The organism is Nocardia macrotermitis (assembly GCF_009604405.1).
In the GTDB taxonomy this organism is placed as follows: Bacteria; Actinomycetota; Actinomycetes; order Mycobacteriales; family Mycobacteriaceae; genus Nocardia; species Nocardia macrotermitis.
On sequence record NZ_WEGK01000004.1, the window covers coordinates 233,693 to 256,644 of the forward strand.

Sequence of the window (22,952 nt, forward strand, 5' to 3'; positions counted from 1 at the left end):
ATTGCAGGTCGAACCGGGCGATGTTCTCGTCCAGATCCAGCGCCGAGACCGTCAGGCCGGGCAGCTCGAGTCCGGCGCGCTCCATGTTCTGGAACGACAGCGCGACCTGGAACAGCGGGTTGCGCGCCTGCGACCGCTCGGGCGAGAGCAGTTCGACCAGCCGCTCGAATGGGACGTCGGCATTGCCGAACGCCTCCAGATCGGTGTGCCGCACCCGCTCAAGCAGCGTGCCGAAGGATTCGCCGCGGTCGATCTCGGTGCGCAACACCAGCGTGTTGACGAACATGCCGACCAGATCGTCCAGCGCGGCCTCACCGCGGCCGGCGACCGGGGTGCCCACGGCGATGTCGTCGCCGCCGGACAGCCGGGCCAGCAGCACCGACAACGCGCCGTGCATCACCATGAACAGCGACGAACCACGCTGGCGCGCAACCTCTTCCAGCTTCGCGACCAGTTCCGAGGGCAGCGTCCGCCACAGTGTGGCGCCGCGATGCGAGGCGATCGCGGGGCGCGGGCGATCCGCGGGCAGGGTCAGCTCGTCCGGGATTCCGGCCAGCGCGCCCTGCCAGTAGCCGAGCTGACGCGAGAGCAGCGACTCCGGATCGTCCTCGGTGCCCAGCGCCTCGCGCTGCCAGATCGCGAAATCGGCGTACTGCACCGGCAGCGGCGCCCAGCCCGGGGCGCTGCCCTGGGTGCGGGCGGTGTAGGCGGTCATCAGGTCGCGGGCCAGCGGCGTCATCGAGATGGCGTCACCGGCGATGTGGTGCACCACCACGACCAGCACGTGCTCGTCGGGATGCACCCGGAACAGCCGGGCGCGCAACGGAACCTGTTCGGCCACATCGAATCCGATGGACGCGAACTCCGCGAGTGCGGCGGCCAGCTCGTCCGCGCCGATCGGGTAGGCGCGCAGGTCCAGCGCGATCTGCTCGGCCGCGACGACCAGCTGGGTCGGCGCGCCGCCGTGCTCGGGATAGCGGGTGCGCAGCGACTCGTGCCGCCGGACCACGTCGAAGATCGCCAATTGCAGTGCGGCGGTGTCGAGTTCACCGGACAGTCGGATCGCCAGCGGCAGGTTGTAGGCCGCCGAGGACTTGTCGTACTGGTTCAGGAACCACATGCGCTGCTGCGCGAACGACAGCGGCACCAGATCGGTGCTGTCGCGCGGGCGCGGGGCCAGGCGCGGCCCGGCGTCGTCGCCGGTGTGCGACTCCACCCGGGCGGCCAGCGCCTCGACCGTGGGCGCCTCGAACAGCGCGCGCACGGCCACCGTGGTACCCAGTGCCGCGCCGATGCGGGCGACCACGCGGGTCGCGATCAGCGAGTTACCGCCCAGATCGAAGAAGTCGTCGTCCAGGCCGACGCCGCGTCCGGCGGCACGCTCGATGCCGAGCACCTCGGCGAAGACCGCGGCCACCGCCTCCTGCACCGGCGTCTCCGGGGCGCGGTAGGCGCGGGCCTGCACGGCGGGTGCGGGCAGTGCGCGACGGTCCAGTTTTCCGTTGACGGTCAACGGGATTCGGTCCAGCACCACGAAGGCGGTGGGCACCATGTACGACGGCAGCCGCTCGGCCGCACCGTCGCGCACGGCGTCCAGCGCGGGCGCGGTATCCGGTTCGGGCACCACGTAGGCGACGATGCGCTGATCACCGGGCTGGTCCTCGCGCACGATCACGGCGGTCTGCGCGATACCCGGCTGCGCCAGTACCGCGGCCTCGATCTCGCCGAGTTCGATGCGGAAACCGCGCACCTTGACCTGATCGTCGGCGCGGCCCAGGTACTCCAGCTCACCGTGCCGGTTCCAGCGGGCCACGTCACCGGTGCGGTACATGCGGGAACCGCTGTCCCCCAACGGATCCGCGACGAACCGCGCCGCGCTCAGATCCGCGCGGCCCAGATAGCCGCGCGAGAGCTGCCGGCCCGAGACGTACATCTCACCGGCCACACCCACCGGCACCGGGTGCAGGCGATCGTCCAGCACGTGCACGCGCAGTCCGGCGATGGCCCGGCCGACCACCGAACCCGTTGCGGCGGCGACGGTTTCGGCGTCGATCGGCCGGTACGACACGTGCACCGTGGTCTCGGTGATGCCGTACATGTTGACCAGCTGCGGATTACCCGGCGTGCTGCCGTCCGCACCCGCGCCGTAGCGCGCGACCCAGTCGGCGAGCCGCCGCAACTCGAGCGCCTCGCCACCGAACACGATGTACCGCAACGACAACGGCCGGGCCGCGGTGCGCGGCGCGGATACGGCGTTACGGTCCGCCTCGGCGAGCTGATAGAACGCCGACGGAGTCTGGTTGAGCACCGTGACCCGCTCGTGCCGCAGCAGTTCCAGGAACTGCTCGGGCGAGCGCGAGACGTAGTAGTCGACCACGATCAGGGTGCCGCCGAACAGCAGCGGACCCCACAGCTCCCACACCGAGAAGTCGAAGGCGAAGGAGTGGAACAGCGTCCACACGTCGTCCGGGCCGAAACCGAAGTCCCGATCGGTATTCGCGAACAGCCGCACCACATTTCGATGCTCGACCGCGACGCCCTTGGGGCGGCCGGTCGACCCGGAGGTGTAGATGACGTACGCGACGTCCTCCGCGCGCAGCGGCGCGAGCCGATCCGCGTCGGTGACCGGATGCTCACCGGAATCCAGCAGATCGGGTACGTCGATGCCGTAGTGATCCATCAGCACCACCGGCAGCACGGAACCGTCCGCGCGCATGCCGAGATCGATCTCGACGGTGCTGTCGATGATCGCCACCGCCGGATCGGCGTCGCCCAGCACGTAGGCGATCCGCTCGGCCGGGTAGCTCGGATCGATCGGCACGTAGCCCGCACCGGATTTGACCACCGCGAGCATCGCGACCACCAGATCGGCCGACCGCGGCAGGATCACCGCGACCAGCGCACCCGGTCCGGCCCCCTGCTCGATCAGCCTGCGCGCCAACTGATTCGCGCGCTGGTCCAGGGATGCGTAGGTGAGCCGGTCGTCACCGAACTTCACCGCGATCCGATCCGAGTGGGCGCGAACCATCTCGCCGAACAGGCTCGACAGCGTCAGCTCGGGATCGGCGAAACGCCCTGTGGTGCTGTCGATTCCGGAACTCACCCAGCGGTTGGTGACATCGAGCCGCTCGGCCTCGCCGAGCAGATCGATATCGCCCAGCACCGCGGCCGGATCCTCGACGACGGCGTGCAGAATGCGCAGCAGCCGGTCCGAGAACGCCGCGACCGTGGCGGGATCGAACAGATCGGTGGCGTAATTCCAGGACAGTGACAGCCCACCGGCGGTGATCGACGGGTCCTCCGGCACGGCCTCGCCGACGGTCAGCTGGATGTCGAATTTGGCTGTGGCAGCGTCGAATTCGACGACCTCGAGGTCCAGGCCGGGCAGGCTCACCGAGGCGGCGTCGCGCTGGCCGGTGGCCTCGAAGGTCAGCGCCACCTGGAACAGTGGGTGGTGCGCCTGCGAGCGGACCGGGCTCAGCACGTCCACCAGATGTTCGAACGGCACGTCGGCGTGGCCGAACGCGGCCAGATCCGTGCGGCGCACCGCGTCGAGCAGTTCGGCGAACCGCGCGTCGGGGCGGACCTCGGTGCGCAGCACCAGGGTGTTGACGAACATGCCGACCATGTCGTCGAGCGCGCGTTCACCGCGGCCCGCGATCGGGGTGCCGATGGCGATGTCCCGGGTGCCGGACAGCCGCGCCGCCCAGGTCGCCAGCACCGCGTGCATCAGCATGAACAGCGTGACACCGTGCGCGCGGGCCAGTTCGGTCAGCGCGCCGTGCAGTTCGGCGTCGATCGAGAAGTTGTGCGTACCACCGGAATTGGTGGCCACCTCCGGGCGCGGGCGATCCGCGGGCAGGTCGATCTGCTCGGGCAGATCGCGCAACTGCTCGGCCCAGTAGGTGATCTGACGCGCGGCCGCCGAGGCGGAATCGTCCGGCGCGCCGAGCAATTCGTGCTGCCACAGCGCGTAGTCGGCGTACTGCACCGGCAGCGGCGTCCAGGCGGGAGCCTCGCCGCGCGAACGCTCGGAGTAGGCGGCCACCACATCGCGCAGCAGCGGCCGCAGCGAGAAGCCGTCACCGCTGATGTGATGCATCACCAGCACCACGACATGCTCGTCGGGCAGCGGGCGACGGTTGCCGTTGCCGCTGGGCGCACCCGCGCGGGTGACTTCGAGAAGGCTTGCGCGGAACGGGATCTCGGCGGTGACGTCGAAGTGCACGCCGGCCAGTTCCACGATGCGCGCGGGCAGCTGCGCCGCGGTCACCGGTTCGGCGGTCAGCTCGAATTCCACCGACGGCGCGGGCAGCACCTGCTGGTAGCCGACGCCCTCGATCTCCGGATAGATGGTCCGCAGCGCCTCGTGCCGGATCTGCACATCGCGCACGGCGGCGGCGAAGGCGTCCCGATCCAGCTCACCGGTCAGCCGGATGGCGACCGGGATGTTGTTGACCGCGGTGCGGTGGTCGAAGCGGTTGAGGAACCACATCCGCTGCTGCGCGGGCGAGAGCGGCACCAGTTCGGGCCGCGGCCGCGGGGTCAGCGGCGTGCGACCGCCCTGTCCCGCATGCGATTCCACGCGCGCGGCCAGCGCCGCCACGCTCGACGCCTCGAACAGCACGCGCACCGGAACCTCGGTGTCCAGCGCCGCGCCGAGGCGCGCGGCGACCTGCGTGGCCAGCAGCGAGTTACCGCCGAGGGCGAAGAAGTCGTCGTCCAGGCCGACCCGCTCCACGCCGAGCACCTCGGCGAGGGTGTCGGCCACGGCCTGCTCGACCGAGGTGCCCGGGGCCCGGAACACCCGGGCCTCGAAGGTCGGCTCGGGCAGCGCCCGCCGGTCCAGCTTGCCCGAGGCGTTGAGCGGGAACTCGTCCAGCACCACGAACGCGGTCGGCACCATGTAGGCCGGAACACGCTGTGCCAGTTCGACCTTCACCACATCGACGGAGATGCGGGCACCGGGCGCGGCGACCACGTAGGCCACCAGCTGATCGCCCAGGCGCTCGTCGGCGCGCACCAGCACCACCGACTGCGCGACCGTGTCGATGGCCGTGAGCGCGGATTCGATCTCGCCGAGTTCGATGCGCAGACCACGCAGCTTGACCTGGAAGTCGGTGCGGCCCAGGTATTCCAGCTCACCGCCGGGCGTCCAGACGACCAGGTCACCGGTGCGGTACATCCGCTCGCCGTCGCCGAACGGGTTGGCCACGAACCGGTCCGCGGACAGATCCGCGCGCGCCACATAGCCGCGCGCGAGCTGCGCGCCCGCCAGATACAGCTCACCCGCGACACCCACCGGCACCGGCCGCAGCCGCGAATCCAGCACGTACACCCGGGTGTTGAACACCGGCGCGCCGATCGGCACGGCGATGGTGTCGGCGGCGTTCACCTCGTGATAGGTGACGTCGACCGCGGCCTCGGTAGGACCGTACAGGTTGTGCAGGCGCGCGCCGGTCAGCGTGCGCAGCTGCTGCGCGATCGGACCCGGCAGCGCCTCACCGGAGGCGAAGACGTTGCGCAGCCGCACCGCCCGCGCGTCACCCGAAATCGCCACGGCCCCACGATCGTTCGCGAGCGCGGCGACGAACACGGCCAGCATCGACGGGACGAAGTGCGCGACCGTCACGCCCTCGGCCGCGATCAACTCGGCCAGATACGCCGGATCACGATGCCCGTCCGGCTTCGCGACCACCAACCGCGCACCGATCTGCAAGGGCCAGAAGAACTCCCACACCGACACATCGAACGTCGACGGCGTCTTCTGCAACACGACGTCGTCGGGGGCCAGTCCGTACTGCGCGTGCATCCACACCAGACGGTTCACGATCGCCCCGTGCGGTACCGCGACGCCCTTCGGCCGACCGGTCGACCCGGAGGTGAAGATCACGTACGCGGTATTCGAAGAGTGCAGTGGCGCAACACGATCGGAGTCGGTGAGCGGAGCGCCGGAGAACACCGACAGATCCAGATCCTCGACCACCGTCGGCGCGTCCGCACCGGCACGGCCACCGGGCAGATCCACGAAATCGGTGTCGCTGGTCAGCACGCAGGCCGGGCGGGCGGTCTCGAGGATGTACTCGTTGCGCTCGATCGGGTGATCGGGATCCAGCGGCAGGTACGCGCCACCGGCGGCGCTCACCGCGTAGATGCCCACGACCAGTTCGATCGAACGTCGCATGCCAAGGGCGACAACGGATTCCGGGCCGACGCCCTGGGTGACGAGCCAGCGCGCGAGCCGCCGGACGCGGTCGGCGAACTCGCCGTAGGACAGGGTTGTCCCCTCGAACGTCAGCGCGGGCGCGTCGGGGGTGCGAGCGGCCTGCGCCTCGAACAGCGAGATCAGCGTGTCCGCGGGGTCGTCCGAGGTGCTCGGCAGGGCCGCGGCGATCTCGAAATCGGTCTCGTTCCAGCGGCGCAGCACCCGGACCCGCTCGGTGGGGTCGAGCAGTTCCAGATCGCCCACCGCGGCGGACGGATCGGCCACCACGGCCTCGAGTACGCGCACGAACCGGGCGCCGAATGTCCGGGCGTAGGCGGAGTCGAAAAGGTCTGCCGCATAGACGAGTTCGGCATCCATCGCGGTGTCCGAACCCTCACCCGCGACGGTCTCGGACAACGTCAGTTGCAGATCGAACTTGGCCATCGGCGCATCGGCGCGCAACTCGGATACGGTCAGCCCAGGCAGGTCCAGCATGGTCGGGCCCATGTTCTGGAAGGTCAGCATGACCTGGAACAGCGGGTGCCGCCCCTGCGAACGGGCCGGATCGACCACCTCGACCAGCCGCTCGAACGGCACGCCCGCGTGCGCGAACGCACCCAGATCCCGTTCCCGCACATCGGCCAGCAGGTCGGTGAACGCCGTGCCGGACTCCACCGGAGTGCGCAGCACCAGCGTGTTGACCACCATGCCGACCAGATCGTCCAGGGCCGCCTCGCCACGTCCCGCGACCGGGATGCCGACCGCGATGTCGTCGGTGCCGCTCAACCGGGCCAGCAACGCCGCGAACGCGCTGTGCACCACCATGAACAGCGTGCTGCCGTGGCTGCGCGCCACCTCGTTGAGCGCGTCGACCAGGTAACCGGGCACCTGGAACCGGTGCGTACCGGCCGCGTACGACGCGATCGGCGGACGCGGGCGGGTGGACAGCCGCAGTTCCTCGGGCAGTCCGGACAGTGTGGTGCGCCAGTAGTCGAGCTGGGTGGAGACCACCGAGCGCGGATCGTCCTCCGAACCGAGCTGACCCCGTTGCCACAGTGCGTAATCCACGTACTGGATCGGCAGCGGAGTCCACTCCGGGGCATGGCCCGCGCTGCGCGCGACGTACGCGATCATCAGATCCCGCACCAGCGGCCGCATCGAGAAGCCGTCCGCGGCAATGTGATGCGCGACGACGGCCAGCACGTGATCGGTCGGGCCGCTGCGGAACAGCCGCAGCCGCACCGGCGGTTCGACCGTCACGTCGAAACCGCGTCCGGCGAATTCGGCCAGCGCGGCGTGCAGTTCACCGGCGTCGATCACGTCGATCAGATCGATGCCCGGGAACGCCTGTGCCGCAGGCAATACCTGCTGATAGCCGACGCCCTCGTGCGAGGGATACACCGTGCGCAGCGACTCGTGCCGCGCGACGATATCGGCCACCGCACCGCGCAACGCGGCCAGATCCAGTTCACCGCGCAACTGCACCGCGACCGGGATGTTGTTGGCCGCGGATTCGGTGTCGAACCGGTTCAGGAACCACATCCGCTGCTGCGCCGGGGACAGCGGCGGCCGTTCGGGCCGCGGCCGGGCGGTCAGCGCGTGCCGTTCACCGGATCCGGTCTGGGTGCTCACCCGCGCGGCCAGTCCGGCCACGGTCGGGGCCTCGAACAGCGTGCGCACGCCGACCTGGGCGTCCAGCGCGGCGCTCAGGCGCGCGGTCACCTGGGTCGCGATCAGCGAGTTACCGCCGAGGGCGAAGAAATCGTCGTCCGCGCCGATCCGCTCGGTACCCAGCAGCTCCACGAAGATGCCCGCGACCAGTTCCTCGAGCGGGGTCGAGGGGGCGCGGAACTCGCGGGTGCTCAGCTCGGGCGTGGGCAGGGCACGGCGATCGAGCTTGCCGACCGGGGTCAGCGGGATCTCGTCCAGCACCATGATCGAGGTGGGGACCATGTAGCCCGGCAGCCGGTCCGCGACATGGGTGGTGACCGCGGCGACGTCGACCGCGTGTCCGGGCACCGCGCGCACGTAGGAGACCAGCACGGTCGAGCCGTTCTCGGCGGTGTGGCCGAGGGTGACCGCGAAATCGACGTCCGGGTGCGTGGTCAGCGTGGCGTCGATCTCGCCGAGCTCGATGCGGAAACCGCGGATCTTGACCTGGAAGTCGTTGCGGCCCACGTATTCCACGACCGGGGTCGCGTTGCGGCCGGTGCGCCGCCAGCGCACCACGTCACCGGTGCGGTACAACCGCGCTCCGCCAGCGCCCCCAGCCCCGCCCTCGCCACCGTACGGATCGGCCACGAACCGCGCGGCGGTCAGCTCGCTGCGCGCGAAATAGCCTCGGGCCAACTGGATTCCGCCGACGTACAGCTCACCGGCGACACCCTCGGGCACCGGATGCAGGCGGCTGTCCAACACCAGGGCACGCATGCCCCGGACCGGACCACCGATGGTGACCGGATCGCCCGGCCGCAGCCGCGCGCTGATATTGGTCGCCACGGTCGCCTCGGTCGGACCGTAGGCATTGTGGAACCGTCGATCGGTACCCGAATCACTGGGCGCGGCAGACCATTTCGCGACCAGATCGGCCGAGACGGCCTCACCACCGGCGATGATGACCGCCATCCGGGCCAACGCCGCCGGATCCAGCGAGGCCAGCACCGAGGGCGTGATCAGGCCGACCGTGACGCGCTCGCGCGCGATCAACTCACCGAGTTCCTCGCCACCGTAGGTGCCAGGCGGCACGACCACCAGGGCGCCGGCCGATCCGACGGCCAGCAGCATTTCCAGCACCGACGCGTCGAAGGACGGTGAGGCGAAGGCCAGCGCGCGCGAATCACGGTCCAGGCCATACCGTTCCACCTGCAAGGCACTGAAGTTCGCCAGGCCCGCGTGGGTGACCACGACACCCTTGGGCAGACCGGTGGAACCCGAGGTGTAGATGACGTACGCGACGTTCTGCGCGCGCAGCGGGCTGCGGCGATCGGCGTCGGTGAGCGACGCGGGCGAGGCGGCCTCGACCGCGTCGGTCAGTTCCGGATCGTCCAGCGCGAGCCAGCCCGCACCCGCCATCCGCGGCAGCGCGTCGATCTCGTCCAGCAGTGTGATACCCAGTCGCGCACCGGAATCGGAGATCATGTGCGCGATGCGGTCGGCCGGGTAGGCCGGGTCGACCGGCAGATACGCCGCACCCGTACGAGTCACCGCCCAGATCGCGAGCACCGATTCGATGGATCGTGGAACCGCCACGGCCACAAGGACTTCGGGGCCCGCGCCACGCGCGATCAACACCCGCGCGAGGCGGTTGGCCGCTTCATCCAGTTCGGTGTAGGTCAGCGAGCGACCGCGGAAGACCACCGCCTGACCGTCGGGGTTGGCCGCCACCGCGGCGGCCATGATCTCCGGCAACGTGGCCGGTTCGATCGCGACATCACCACGGCGAGTGAGCAATTCGGCGCGCTCGGTCTCAGCGAGGATGTCCAGATCGCCCACCGCCAGCTCGGGGCGCACGGTGATCTGCTCGAGCAGGCGCATGAAACGTTCGGCGAAGACCGCGACGGTCGGCTCGTCGAACAGGTCGCGGGCGAAGGAGAATTCGCCCAGCATGCCGGAATTGTCCGCGCCGGTCTCGCGCAACGTCAGCGCCAGATCGAATTTCGCGGTCTCCACATCGAAATCGACCGTGCTGACCCGCAATCCGGGCAGCTCGAAATTGCGCTCGGGCAGATTCTCGAACGACAGCGCGACCTGGAACAGCGGGTGCCGCGCCTGCGAACGGGCCGGGTTGAGCACCTCGACCAGCCGCTCGAACGGCACGTCGGCGTGGGCGAACGCCTGCAGATCGGTATTGCGCGAACGGCCCAGCAGTTCGGCGAAGCTCGCGGTATCGCTCACCTCGCTGCGCAGCACGAGCGTATTGACGAACATGCCGATCAGATCGTCCAGCGCGGCCTCACCACGACCCGCCACCGGCGTACCGATGGCGATATCGGTGGATCCGGAGAGCCGGGCCAGCAGCACGGCCAGCGCGCTGTGCATCACCATGAACAGCGAGGCATTGTGCCGGCGGCCCAGATCCACCAGCCGGGACTGGATCTCGGGCGAGACGACGAAGGTGTGGGTGCCACCGCGATAGGTCGCCACGGCCGGGCGCGGCCGATCCGCGGGCAGCACGAGTTCGTCGGGCAGGTCGGCCAGCTCGCGCGTCCAGTAGCGAATCTGGTTGGAGATCAACGAGTTCTGATCGTCCTCCGAGCCCAGCACCTCGCGCTGCCACAGCGCGTAATCGGCGTACTGCACCGGCAGATGCGCCCAGGCCGGGGGCTCCCAGGTGGTGCGCGCGGCGTAGGCGACCATCACGTCGCGGGCCAGCGGGCCCATCGACCAGCCGTCGGCGGAGATGTGGTGCACCACCATGCCGAGTACGTACTCGGTCTCGCTGATCTCGAAAAGCCTTGCGTGCAAAGGCACTTCGCTGGTGACGTCGAACGCCATCGAGGCCAGCTCGATGAGGTGCTCGACGATATTGGTCTCGGTCACCGGGATCGGGGTCAGGTCGGGCACGATCTGCGCCGCGTCCAGCACCACCTGCACCGGCGCGCTGCCGGTCTCCGGGAACACCGTGCGCAGCGATTCGTGCCGGTCGATCACGTCGATGACCGCGACCTGCAACGCCGCGACGTCGAGTTCGCCCGACAGCCGGATGGCCACCGGAATGTTGTTCACCGAGGACGCGGTGTCGTAGCGGTTCAGGAACCACATCCGCTGCTGGGCCAGCGACAACGGCACCTGCTCGGGCCGTTCGCGGGCGACCAGCGCCTCGCGTCCGCCGTCGCCGACGTGCGATTCGATGCGGGCCGCGAGGGCGGCCACGGTGCTCGCGTCGAACAGCATGCGCACCGGCACCCGGGTGTCCAGCGCGATGCCCAGGCGGGAGGCGACCTGCGTCGCGATCAGCGAGTTGCCGCCCAGATCGAAGAAGTCGTCGTCGACGCCGACCCGGGCCAGGCCGAGCACCTCGCCGAAGGTCTGCGCGACGATCTCCTCGATCGGCGTGGTGGGGGCGCGGAATTCGCGTAGCTCGAACACCGGCGCGGGCAGCGCGCGGCGATCCAGCTTGCCGGAAGCGTTGAGCGGCAACGCATCCAGCACCACCAGCGCCGAGGGCACCATGTAACCGGGCAGCGCCTCGGTCAGTTCGGCGCGCACCGCGTCGGTGTCGACCTCATGGCCGGGCGCGGGCACGAGATAGCCGACCAGCTGATCGCCCAGGTGACCGTCCGAACGCACCACCGCCACGGCCTGATCGACCGCATCGATGGCGGTCAGCGCCGATTCGACCTCGCCGAGTTCGATGCGCAGACCGCGCAGTTTCACCTGGAAGTCGGTGCGGCCCAGGTATTCCAGCTCGCCGGCGACGGTCCACTTGACCAGGTCACCGGTGCGGTACATGCGCTCACCGGCCGCACCCGCGAACGGGTCGGACACGAAGCGCTCGAAGGTCAGATCGGGCCGGGTCACGTACGCGCGCGCCAGTTGCACGCCCGCCAGATACAGCTCACCCGCGACACCCACCGGAACCGGCCGCAGCCGCGAATCCAGCACGTACACAGCGGTATTGGCGACCGGACGACCGATCGGCACCGAGACCGTGTCGAGCTCGTTCACCTGGTGATAGGTGACGTCGACCGCGGCCTCGGTCGGGCCGTACAGGTTGTGCAGACGCGCACCGGTCAGCTCGATCAATCGCTGCGCGGTGACCGCGGGCAGCGCCTCGCCGGAGGCGAACACCTGCCGCAGACCGAGCCCGGCCAGTTCCTGCGCCGAACTCGCGCCGATCTCGGTGACGAACATCGCGAGCATGGACGGCACGAAGTGCGCCGTGGTGACCTGCTCGCCGGTGATCAGCCGCACCAGATAGGCCGGATCGCGATGCCCGTCGGGCTTGGCGACCACGAGCCGGGCGCCAACTTGCAAGGGCCAGAAGAACTCCCACACCGACACGTCGAAGGTGGCCGGGGTCTTCTGCACCACGACATCGGTGTCGTCCAGCCGGTATTCGCGCTGCATCCACAGCAGCCGGTTCACGATCGCGCCGTGCGATACCGCCACACCCTTCGGGCGGCCGGTCGAACCGGAGGTGAAGATGACGTACGCGATATTCGAAGGACGCAGCGGCGCAACACGATCCGCGTCGGTCAGCGGCGCGTCGGAGTACTCCGACAGGTCGAGCTCGTCGATCTCCAGCAGCGGCACATCGGTGCCGGTCTCGAATTCGTCCTCGACGGTGCTCAGCACACACACCGGACGCGCGGTCTCCAGCACGTAGCGGGTGCGTTCGGCCGGATGATCCGGGTCCAACGGCACATACGCGCCACCGGCGACGGTCACCGCGTACATGCCCACGACCAGATCGATCGAACGCCGCATACCCAGTGCCACATAGGAATCCGGTCCGACGCCCAGTCCGGTCAGGTGCCGCGCGAGGCGGTTGACCCGGGCGGCGAACTCGGCGTAGGACAGCGTCGTGCGCTCGAAGGTGAGGGCGTCGGCGTCGGGGGTGCGCTCGACCTGTTCGGCGAACAGCGAGGCCAGCGTGGCCGTCTCGGGCACCGGGCTGGCGGTGGCGTTGTGGTCACGCAGCACCAGCGCACGCTCGGCATTGTCGAGGAGCTCGATATCGCCGACCGACCGCGCCGGATCGGACACCGCCGCGTGCAGGGTGCGCAGGAAACGATCGGCGAACGCGGCGACGGTGCTCTCGTCGAACAGATCGGTGGCGTACGAGATCACCGCGGACACACCGGCCGGGGCGCCGTCCGCGCCGCGCTGCTCGGTCAGGGTCCATTGCAGATCGAATTTGGCGATGTCGACGTCGAGCTCGTCGGCGGTGACCGTCAGCCCGTCCATCTCCATGGTGGCGTGCGAGAGCTCCTGGAAGGAGAGCATCACCTGGAACAGCGGGTGACGCGCCTGCGAGCGCGCCGGGTTGAGCACCTCGACCAGGCGCTCGAACGGGACGTCGGCGTGCGCGAATCCGGCGAGATCGACTTCCCTTGTGCGGGAGAGCAATTCGGTGAACGTCTCGTCGCCGTCGATCTGCGAGCGCAGCACCAGGGTGTTGACGAACATGCCGATCAGGTCGTCCAGCGCCTGCTCGCCGCGACCGGCGATCGGGGTGCCGATCGCGATGTCCTCGGTGCCCGACAACCGGGCCAGCAGCACCGCCAGCGCGGCGTGCAACACCATGAACAGCGAAACACCCTGTGCCCGAGCCAATCTCGACAACAGAATGTGCAGGTCCGGATCGATCTCGAAGTTCACCCGGTTGCCGTGGAAACTCTGCACCGGCGGACGCGGGCGATCGGTCGGCAGATCCAGCTGATCGGGCAGACCGGCCAACGCGCCCTGCCAGTACGCGATCTCGCGGGCGGCCATCGAATCCGGGTCGTCCTCGGAGCCGAGCACCTCGCGCTGCCAGACGCTGAAGTCGGTGTACTGCACCGGAAGTGGCGTCCACGCGGGCGGCTGACCGCTCGCGCGCGCGAGGTAGGCCGCGGTCACATCGCGGGCCAGCGGACCGAACGAGAAACCGTCCGCGGCAATGTGGTGCACCACGAAGGCCATCGCGTAATCGGCCACGCCGCGCGCGCCGGACCCGCCCGAGACCTTGTAGACCCGCACCCGGATCGGCAGTTCGCTCGTCACATCGAAACCGGTGGAGGCGAATTCGGCCAGGGCGGCGGTCAGGCGGGCCTGCGCGATCGGCAGCACCGCGATGCCGAGATCGATCTCCTCGACCGGCAGCACCTGCTGGTAACCGCCGCCGTCGGGGGCCTCGGGGAACAGCGTGCGCAGCGACTGCTGACGCGTCATCACGTCCAGCAGCGCCGAGGTCAGCGCGTCGATGTCGACCGCGCCGCGCAACCGCACCACGAACGGCAGGTTGTAGGTCGGGACGGTCGGATCGAACTGGTTGATGAACCACATCCGCTGCTGGGCCAGCGACAGCGTGACCGGCTCACCGTTCTCGCCGGTGTGCTGGGCGACCAGCGGCGGCCTGGAAATCTGTGCGGGCGTGGCGGATTCGGCGCGCGCGGCGATCGCGGCGACGGTGGGCGTCTCGAACAGCGCGCGCACACCCAGGGTGATCCCGAACGCGGCGGAGATGCGCGAGACGACCTGGGTGGCGACCAGCGAGTTGCCGCCCAGATCGAAGAAGTCGTCGTCGATGCCGACGCGTTCCTGGCTCAGCACATCGGCGAAGATCCCGGCGACGATCTCCTCGGCCTGGGTGCGCGGGGCGCGGTATCCGGCGGCGTCGGCGCTGAACACCGGTTCCGGCAACGCCTTTCGGTCCAGCTTGCCGGAGGTGTTGAGCGGGAACGCGTCCAGCACCATGATCGCGGCGGGCACCATGTAGGCGGGCAGCTGCTCGGCGGCGAACCGGCTCAGCTCCACCGGATCGATCGAAAGTCCCGGCGCGGCAACCACATACGCCACCAGCTGCTGACCGGTCGCGGTGTCGGCCACCAGCACCACGGCCTGGCTGACCGCCGGATGCGCGAGCAGATCGGTCTCGATCTCGCCGAGTTCGATGCGCTGGCCGCGGAACTTCACCTGGAAGTCGGTGCGGCCGATGTACTCCAGCTCACCGGCAGTATTCCAGCGCACCAGGTCGCCGGTGCGGTACATGCGGTCGCCGGGCAGGCCGTAGGGGTTCGCGACGAACCGGTCCGAGGTCAGATCGGCGCGGCCGCGGTACCCGCGCGCCAGCTGCCGGCCACCCAGATACAGCTCGCCCGGCGCGTCGATCGCGACCGGGCGCAGCCGCGAATCCAGCACGTACACTTCGACATTCCACTCCGGCACGCCGATCGGCACGACGGTGGTGTCGGTCTCGGCGGCGGTCCGGTGCGTCACCGAGACCGCGGCCTCGGTGGGACCGTAGAGGTTGTGCAGACCGGCGTCGCTGATCGCGCGGAAACCGGCGGCGGTCTCCGGCGGCAGCGCCTCACCGATGACGAAAACCGCACGCAGCGTGGCACAGTCGGCGCGGGAGGCCGAGGTCACGAAGACGGTCAGCATCGAGGGCACGAAGTCGGTGACGGTGACCCCGTGGCGGCGGATCATCTCCGCGACGTAGACCGGGTCGCGATGCCCGTCCGGGGTGGCCACGACCAGTTTCGCGCCGGACAGCAGCGGCAGGAAGTAACCCCACAGCGAGACGTCGAACGTGGTCGCCGTCTTCTGCAGGTACACGTCCGCGGCGGTGAAGGCGTACTGCTCGAGCATCCACAGCTGCTGGTTGACGATCGCGCGGTGGGTGACCGCGACACCTTTGGGACGACCGGTGGAACCCGAGGTGTAGATGACGTACGCGGTGTTCGAATCACGCAGCGGCGCAACACGATCCGCGTCGGTGACCGGATCGGCGGAGAACTCCGAGGCGTCCAGGGTGTCGATCGGCAACTGCCGCACCGAATCCGGCAGCTCCACCTCGTCACCGGACACGGTCAGCACACAGACCGGTGCCGCGGAATCCAGGATGTAGGCCGTGCGCTCGGCCGGATGATCGGGATCGATCGGCACGTACGCGCCACCGGCCCGCAGCACGGCATGCATGCCGACCACCAGGTCCAGCGAACGCCGCATCCCAAGGGCCACAAGCGATTCCGGGCCGACGCCGTCGGCGATCAGGTACCGGGCCAGGCGGTTGACCCGCGCGGCGAACTCGGCGTAGGTGAGGGTCTCGCCCTCGTATTCGAGCGCGACGTTGTCCGGGGTGCGGCGCATCTGCGCGTCCAACAGGGCCGCGAGCGTCGTCTCGGGGACCTGGTGCGTGGACTCGTTCCACTCGACCAGCGTGCGGTCCAACTCGGCCGCGGTGGTGATCGGCAGCGCCCACACCGACTGGTCGGACGCAGCCGCCAGGAACCGGTCGAAGAATTCCAGGAAACGCGAATGATGCTGTCGCGCTTCATCTTCCGAATACAGATTCGGGTTGGTCTCGAAGTCGATGCGGGAGCGCGCACCGCCCTCGGTCTGATAGAAGTTGACGCCCAGATCCTCGATGGATCCGGTGGAGAGCACGTGCAGCTGCCCGACCAGCTCGCCCAGGGCCAGCTCGTCCTGGAACAGCATGATGTTGACCCAGGGCCCGAAGAACTCCTTCGTGACCGCGGCGCCCTCGCCCGCGCTGTCGCGGCGGATGTCCTCGTGCCGGTAGCGCTGATGCCGCAGCGCGCCGGAGACCTCCACGGTCACCGAACGCAGCAGCTCCGCGACCGTGGTCTCGTGCCCGACGTGCAGGCGCAACGGCACGATATTCGAGGTCACACCGCCCGAGCGACGCATCAGCGCGGTGGTGCGGGCGGTCACCGGCAGGCTCAGGATGACGTCCTCGGCGCCGTTCCACTGCGCCAGATACGCCGCGAATCCCGCGATCAGCAGGGCCGCGGGCGAGGAGTCGTAGCCGCGCACGGCCGCGTCCAGCAGCTCGTTGCGCTCGTCGGACAGCGCCTCGGACACCACGCCGTTCAGCGGGGCGGGCGGGGCCGAGCGGCCGGTCAGGCTCGAACCCTCCTCGAGTCCGGCCACCCGCTGCGCCCAGTGCTCCTTGTCCGATCGGAAGCGCGTGCTGTCCCGGTAGGCGAATTCGGATTCGACCAGGGAGCGCAGGTCCGCGGCCTTGGCGGGCTTGGGTTCGACGCCGGCGAGGTACGCGGTGTACAGCTCGGCGATGCGGCTCTGGTTGGTCATCGCACCGAAGCCGTCGAGCGTGATGTGGTGGGCGCGGGAGTACCAGAACCAGTGGTCGTCGGCCAGGCGCAGGGCGGCGACCGCGACGAGGCGGTCGGTGATCGGATTCAGCGGGCGGCTGTACTCCGCGCGCATCCAGGCGTGCGCGGCGGCCTCGGGATCGGCCTCGTCGCGCAGGTCGACGTAGGTGACCTTGTCGTGGTCGGCGATGGCGTGGTCGATCCACTGCAACGGCTCGCCGTCGCGTTCGACGATGCGCAGGAAGCCCGACCCGAGTTCACGGGAGGCATCGATGCTGGCGCGTTCGAGCACGTCGACGTCCAGATCGCCGTGCAGGTCGACGTACTGGGCGATGGTGATCGGCACCTGCGGGTCCAGATGCTGGGCATACCAGATACCCAGCTGCGCCGGCGACAACGGGAAGAGCGCCTCCCCGGAGTCCGGCGCGGCCGCGATCTCGCTGCCAGCTTCGCCGTTCCCGCCGAAATCCCGCCGGTCCAACCCGCAACCTCACTTCCGGAACACCTTGCAGTGCTCCCCAATGGCACACCGACGCGAACGCACATCTATCCCAGCATGGCGTCCAGCGGTCGGGGCTCACTTCGAATCTGAATCAGACATACGTGTTCAAAGGAGTTATCCGTCGCTCGGGCCGATCTTGTTACATCGACCCGACCACGCTCGCCGGCCACGGCACGGCCCTCCGTCGAACCTCACTGATGAACACCGAACCAATCTACCGTCCGCATCCCGTGTAGGACCAAAAAGGTTCATAGCCGCAAAACATCAGTTCAGCTCATGGTGTTCGCCCCCACGGGGATCGGGGTCGGGCGATGGTAACGCTCACGATTGTGGCCCGTCATCGCTCGATCCGGCCCGGTGTGACGCGGCCGATGTCCCGGCGCGTTCACAGCCGGACCGCCGCGCCCGACGAGTCCGACACGCCCGATGCCGACACGCTGCGATCCCGAGCTGGGTCGTACAGATGCGACTGCGCGCACTCCGCCGGAACGCCCACCGCACCGCCGACCAGAATCACCGCGGCCTGCCGCAACCCGGCCTCGACGACCCGATCCGCGATATCGGCCAGAGTCCCGCGCAGCACCAACTGCTCGGGCTGACTCGCGCGATAAACCACCGCGACCGGGCAGTCCGCACCGTATTCCGCGATCAACTCCGCGGCGATCGGGCCGATCCGGGTGATCGCCAGATGCAGCACCAGCGTGGCGCGGGTGCGGGCGAAACCGGCCAGCGCCTCGGATTCGGGCATGGCGGTGGAACGGGCCTGTGTCCGGGTGAGCACCACCGATTGCACCAGCTCGGGAACGGTCAGCTCCGCACCCAGCACCGCGGCCGCCCCCGCGTACGCGGGCACACCGGGCGTCACATCCCAGGCGATCCCCAGCGCGTCCAGCCGCCGGGTCTGCTCGGTGAGGGCCGAATACAAGGACGGATCCCCCGAACACAACCGCGCCACATCCCGCCCCGCGGCATCGGCTCGCGCGCAGTGCTCGATGATCCGATCCAGATCCAGACCCTGCGTATCGATCAACTCGGCCTCCGGTGAACACTGCGCCAGCACCTCCGGATCCAGATACGTGCCCGCGTACAGGCAGACCGGCGACTCCCGGATCAGCCGCGCCGCACGCAGCGTCAGCAGATCAGCGGCCCCGGGTCCAGCCCCGATGAAGTGCACGGTCATGCGGGCGAGTGTAGGCGGACCGCAACCCCCGGGTCGACCGGCTACCGACCCGCACAGACGTGCTGGATATGCGACGTCTCAACTGCGCCAACAGCTACAGCTACCGTCAGGCGGTCATGTCGAAACCGCCCAGGAGTTTGGTGGGGCGCAGGCGGACCACCAGTTCGCCGGGGACGGCGTTGCGGGTGCCGAATTCCTCGGCTCGGGCGGGGCCCATGTAGCGGGCGGCTATGGCGGTGGCGGTGCGGAGGAGGTCTTCGGGGTCCTCGGAGATCGAGGCGGCGCCCTGGACCTGGAGGTAGCCGAAAGGCGGTTCCTCGAGGTCGACGCACAGGGCCAGGCGGGGATCGCGGAGGATGGCGCGGCCCTTGGCGGTGTTCCGGCCGGTGTTGAAGATCAGGTCGTCGCCCTCGAGGATGAACCAGACGGGGTTGATGACGGGGCGGCCGTCGGTCGCGGTGAAGGCGAGTTTTCCGGTGCGGGTGCCGTGCGAGAGGAATTCACGGACCATCGGATCGGCGAGTGTGAGGGCCATGGCCTCAGCGTACGGGCGGCGGCGGGCGATCCGCGGCAACCGCGTACTCAGATCGCGCCACGCTCGCGGGCCCGCGCCACCGCCGAGGTGCGGGACTTCACGCCGAGCTTCGCGTAGATGTGCACCAGATGGGATTTCACGGTCGTCTCGCTCAGGAACAGGCCGCGGCCGATCTCCCGATTCGAATGCCCCTCGGCGACCAGCCGCAACACCTCGATCTCCCTGGGGCTCAACGTCGTATCCGGTTTGCGCACCCGGGTCATCAGGCGCGAGGCGACCGACGGCGACAACACGCTCTCCCCCGCCGCGGCCGCGCGCACCGCGGCCAGCAACTCCCCCGGCGGCGTGTCCTTGAGGATGTAACCGCAGGCCCCGGCCTCGATCGCGCCGAGAATATCGGCGTCGGTGTCGTAGTTGGTGACCACCAGGACGTTCGGCGGATCCGGTAACGCGCGCAGTGCCGACGTGGCCTCCACCCCGGACTTCCCGGCGCCGAACCGCAGATCCATCAGCACCAGGTCGACAGCCTTTGTGGCACAGGCGGATACGGCCTCCTCAGCGGTCGCGGCCTCACCGGCGATCTCCATATCGGCCGCCGCGTCCAGCAGCGCCCGCAGTCCGGCGCGGACGATCGCGTGGTCGTCGGCGAGCAGCAACCGAATCCGCTCTCCGGCAACGGTATTCATCACGCCACCGGAGACGGGAAGGAGACGGTGACGGCGGTGTGCCCGGATTCGGACTCCACATCCATCCGGCCGCCCTGCTGTTCGACGCGACTGCGCATCGCGTTCAGACCGAACGTCCCCTGCGCGAAAACCTCGGGGGCGATACCGATTCCGTCGTCGACCACGTCCAGGTGCACGCCGTCCTCACCGTAGGTGAGGGTGATCCGCATCCGTTGCGCCCGCGCGTGCCGCACCACATTGGACACCGCGCCCTGCGCCACCCGCACCAACGCCGCCTCCACGGGCATGGGCAACCGCTCGGGTTCCCCCTCGACCAACACGTGCGCGTCGACTCCGGGTGCACTGGCCCGCTGGGCGATTCGCTCGAGCGCGCCGGCCAGCGACTGTCCTTCGAGGGCCGCCGGAGTGAGATCGCCGATGAGCTGCCGGGTTTCGGCGAGATTGTCCGCGGCGGTCTCGCGCGCCAGCCGAATCTTTTGCAGCGCAGGATGATCCGGCGCTACCCCCTCCGCGGCGTGCAGCAGCATCTGGATACTGGACAACCCCTGCGCGACCGTGTCGTGGATCTCCTGGGCCAACCGCTGCCGCTCGGCGAGCTTCCCGGCGGTGCGCTCGCGTTCGGCGAGTGCGGCTCGGGTGTCGAGCAATTCGTCGATGAGCTGCTGCCGATCCGCGGCCTCCCGATACAGCGCCCGATATCCGAATCCGATCGCGAGCGCGACGGCCGCACCCAGCACCGGCCCGATCACCCCGCCCGCCGTCCAGCCCTCGTGCAGCGCGAATCCCACGACCGAGCAGATGGTCGCGGCCAGCACCGCGAGCAACCCCCACACCCGCGGCAGCAGGTGCAGATACAGGAAGAACAACCCGAACACCAGATAGATCGCCTCGGGCGCCAACGCCACCAGCCCCAGCCACAGCACCGTCAACGCGCCCAACCACACCCGCGCGGCGACGGGCCGCGAACGCAGCAGCACACCCCCGAAATAGATGAGCAGGAACACCACGGCCAGCGCCGTCACCGCCACCCGATACTGCCCACCGGGAACCAGCGCCCGCACCATCACGTACACCGTCAACGCCACCATCAGCACATGCAGCGCAACCTGCAACGCGGCGAAAACGGGAGTCAGCGGAGACCGGTGCACCCTGCCAGCTTATGCGGGGTCATCCGACCGGCATCCATCGAAAGATGGAATCGCACACCCATCCTCGGCTGGTCACGGGTTCGATCGCACCGTCGATGACCGGCGGCCCGAAGCCGGGCACGGTGGTCGGTATGTTCGTCGCACTGAGAGATCTGCGGGCCGCCCGCGGTCGTTTCGCGCTCATCACGCTGGTCGTGGTCATGGTCGCGGTACTGGTCAGCTTCCTGAGTGGGCTGACCGCCGGTCTGTCCCACCAGAACATCTCCGCGCTGCGGACGCTGACCGGCGATACGGTCGTGTTCGCGGACGCCGGAACCTCGCCGTCCTTCGACTCCTCCGCGCTGACCACCGATCAGGTGCGGACCTGGCAGCGGGACGCGCACGCCGATCCGGTCGGCATCGCACACGCGCAGGCCGCTCGCGCGGACGGTCCGCCCGCACGGGTGGCACTGTTCGGCACCGAGGGCAATCCGCGGGCAACCGTACCCGGATCGGTCGTCCTGAGCGCGCCCGCCGCACGCGCACTGTCCGCCGCGACCGGCGACCGCATCACGCTCGGTACCAGCACCTTCACTGTCGCCGCCATCAGCGGCGACGACTGGTACGCACACACCCCGGTCGTCTGGATGACGCTCCCGGACTGGCAGTCCGTCACGCCGCGAGGCGGTGCCGCCACCATCCTGGTCGCCTCGAACGTGCCCGACGCCGGCGCGCTGAACGCCGCCGCCCACACCGTCACCACCACCGCCTCCGGCGCACTCCAGGCGATCGGCTCCTATAAAGCCGAGAACAGCTCACTCACCCTGATGACGATCCTGCTGTACGCGATATCCGCGCTGGTCATAGGCGCTTTCTTCACCGTCTGGACGATCCAGCGCACCCCCGACATCGCCACCCTGAAGGCCCTGGGCGCGACCACCGCCTCCCTCATCGCCGACGCGCTCGGCCAAGCGCTGATCGTGCTGCTGACCGGCGTCGGCATCGGCCTGGCGATCACGTCGCTGGCCGGGACCGCACTGGGTTCGTCGGTGCCGTTCGTGCTCAGCGCCGCGACAACTCTCGTCCCCGGCGCGGCGCTGATCGGGCTGGGCCTGCTCGGCGCGGCCCTCGCCCTGCGCTTCCTGACCACCGCCGACCCCCTCACCGCACTCAACCGGACACGCTGAGCCACAGGAGTTCTCGATGACCACACTGACCCTGGACGATGTCACCCTGACCTACCCCGACGGCGGCGACCGCATCACCGCCCTGGATTCGGTGAGCCTGCGCGTGCACGGCGGCCGGATCGCCGCCATCACCGGACCGTCCGGCTCCGGCAAATCCAGCCTGCTGGCGGTCACCTCCACCCTGCTTCGCCCCGATTCCGGCCGAGTACTCCTGGAAACCGACAGCGGCACAGTCGATCTGGCCGCCCTGAACCGCCGCGAGGCAGCAACGATGCGTCGCGAACGGATCGGCATCGTCTTCCAACAGCCCAATCTCATCCCCGCCCTCACCGCCCTCGAACAGCTCGAGGTCATGGCCCACCTGGGCCGCACCACCACCTCTCGCAACCACCGCGAAACCCATTCCCGGGCAAGAGATCTCCTCGACGCGGTAGGTCTCTCCGGTCACGAACACAAACACCCGCACCAACTCTCCGGCGGCCAACGTCAACGCATCGACATCGCCCGAGCCCTGATGAACACCCCCGCCCTGCTGGTCATCGACGAACCCACCAGCGCCCTGGACTCCGAACGCAGCACCGCCGTCATGGACCTCATCCTGCGCATCGTCCACGCCCACGCCGCCCCAACCCTCCTGGTCACCCACGACCACACCCACCTACACCGCATGGATGCCGTATACCGCATGGTCGATGGCAAACTCACCGCCGAGGAAGCCGAACTCGTTGCCTGACAAGCGATTACACCGG

At 69.2% G+C, this 22,952-nt stretch carries 7 protein-coding genes (1 of these 7 cut by a window edge); 2 read left to right on the forward strand and 5 right to left on the reverse strand.

Features of this window, described 5'->3' with window-relative positions:
* From NRB20_RS11120 to NRB20_RS11140, 5 genes are all read right to left on the reverse strand, one after another.
* Positions 1–17,467, reverse strand: partial view of a non-ribosomal peptide synthase/polyketide synthase gene (locus NRB20_RS11120; protein ID WP_153410001.1) — the start only. 33,020 nt of this gene lie to the left of the window's left edge; the window shows 17,467 of its 50,487 coding nt (coding positions 1–17,467); its start codon is at positions 17,465–17,467; its stop codon lies beyond the left edge, outside the window.
* 406 nt (positions 17,468–17,873) lie between these two features.
* Positions 17,874–18,668 (reverse strand): precorrin-4 C(11)-methyltransferase, encoded by a 795-nt coding sequence (gene cobM / locus NRB20_RS11125; RefSeq protein ID WP_153410002.1) that lies wholly within the window; start codon positions 18,666–18,668, stop codon positions 17,874–17,876.
* Between the two features lie 106 nt (positions 18,669–18,774).
* Positions 18,775–19,203: a PPOX class F420-dependent oxidoreductase gene (locus tag NRB20_RS11130; RefSeq protein WP_153410003.1), complete on the reverse strand. Its 429-nt coding sequence runs from the start codon at positions 19,201–19,203 to the stop codon at positions 18,775–18,777.
* A gap of 47 nt (positions 19,204–19,250) precedes the next feature.
* Complete coding sequence (locus tag NRB20_RS11135) at positions 19,251–19,889, reverse strand: response regulator (RefSeq protein WP_153410004.1); 639 nt, start codon at positions 19,887–19,889, stop codon at positions 19,251–19,253.
* On the reverse strand, positions 19,889–21,037 hold the full coding sequence (locus NRB20_RS11140; protein WP_319944745.1) for a sensor histidine kinase: 1,149 nt from the start codon (positions 21,035–21,037) through the stop codon (positions 19,889–19,891). Before NRB20_RS11140 ends, NRB20_RS11135 begins: the two co-directional genes overlap by 1 nt.
* 131 nt (positions 21,038–21,168) lie before the next feature.
* Here NRB20_RS11140 and NRB20_RS11145 point away from each other — a divergent pair, with 131 nt between their 5' ends.
* Both NRB20_RS11145 and NRB20_RS11150 read left to right on the forward strand, forming a co-directional pair.
* A complete protein-coding gene (locus NRB20_RS11145; protein WP_153410288.1) occupies positions 21,169–22,203 on the forward strand; it encodes an ABC transporter permease in 1,035 nt (344 codons plus the stop codon).
* Positions 22,204–22,219: 16 nt separating this feature from the next.
* Positions 22,220–22,936 (forward strand): ABC transporter ATP-binding protein, encoded by a 717-nt coding sequence (locus tag NRB20_RS11150; RefSeq protein WP_153410005.1) that lies wholly within the window; start codon positions 22,220–22,222, stop codon positions 22,934–22,936.
* Positions 22,937–22,952: the final 16 nt, after the last annotated feature.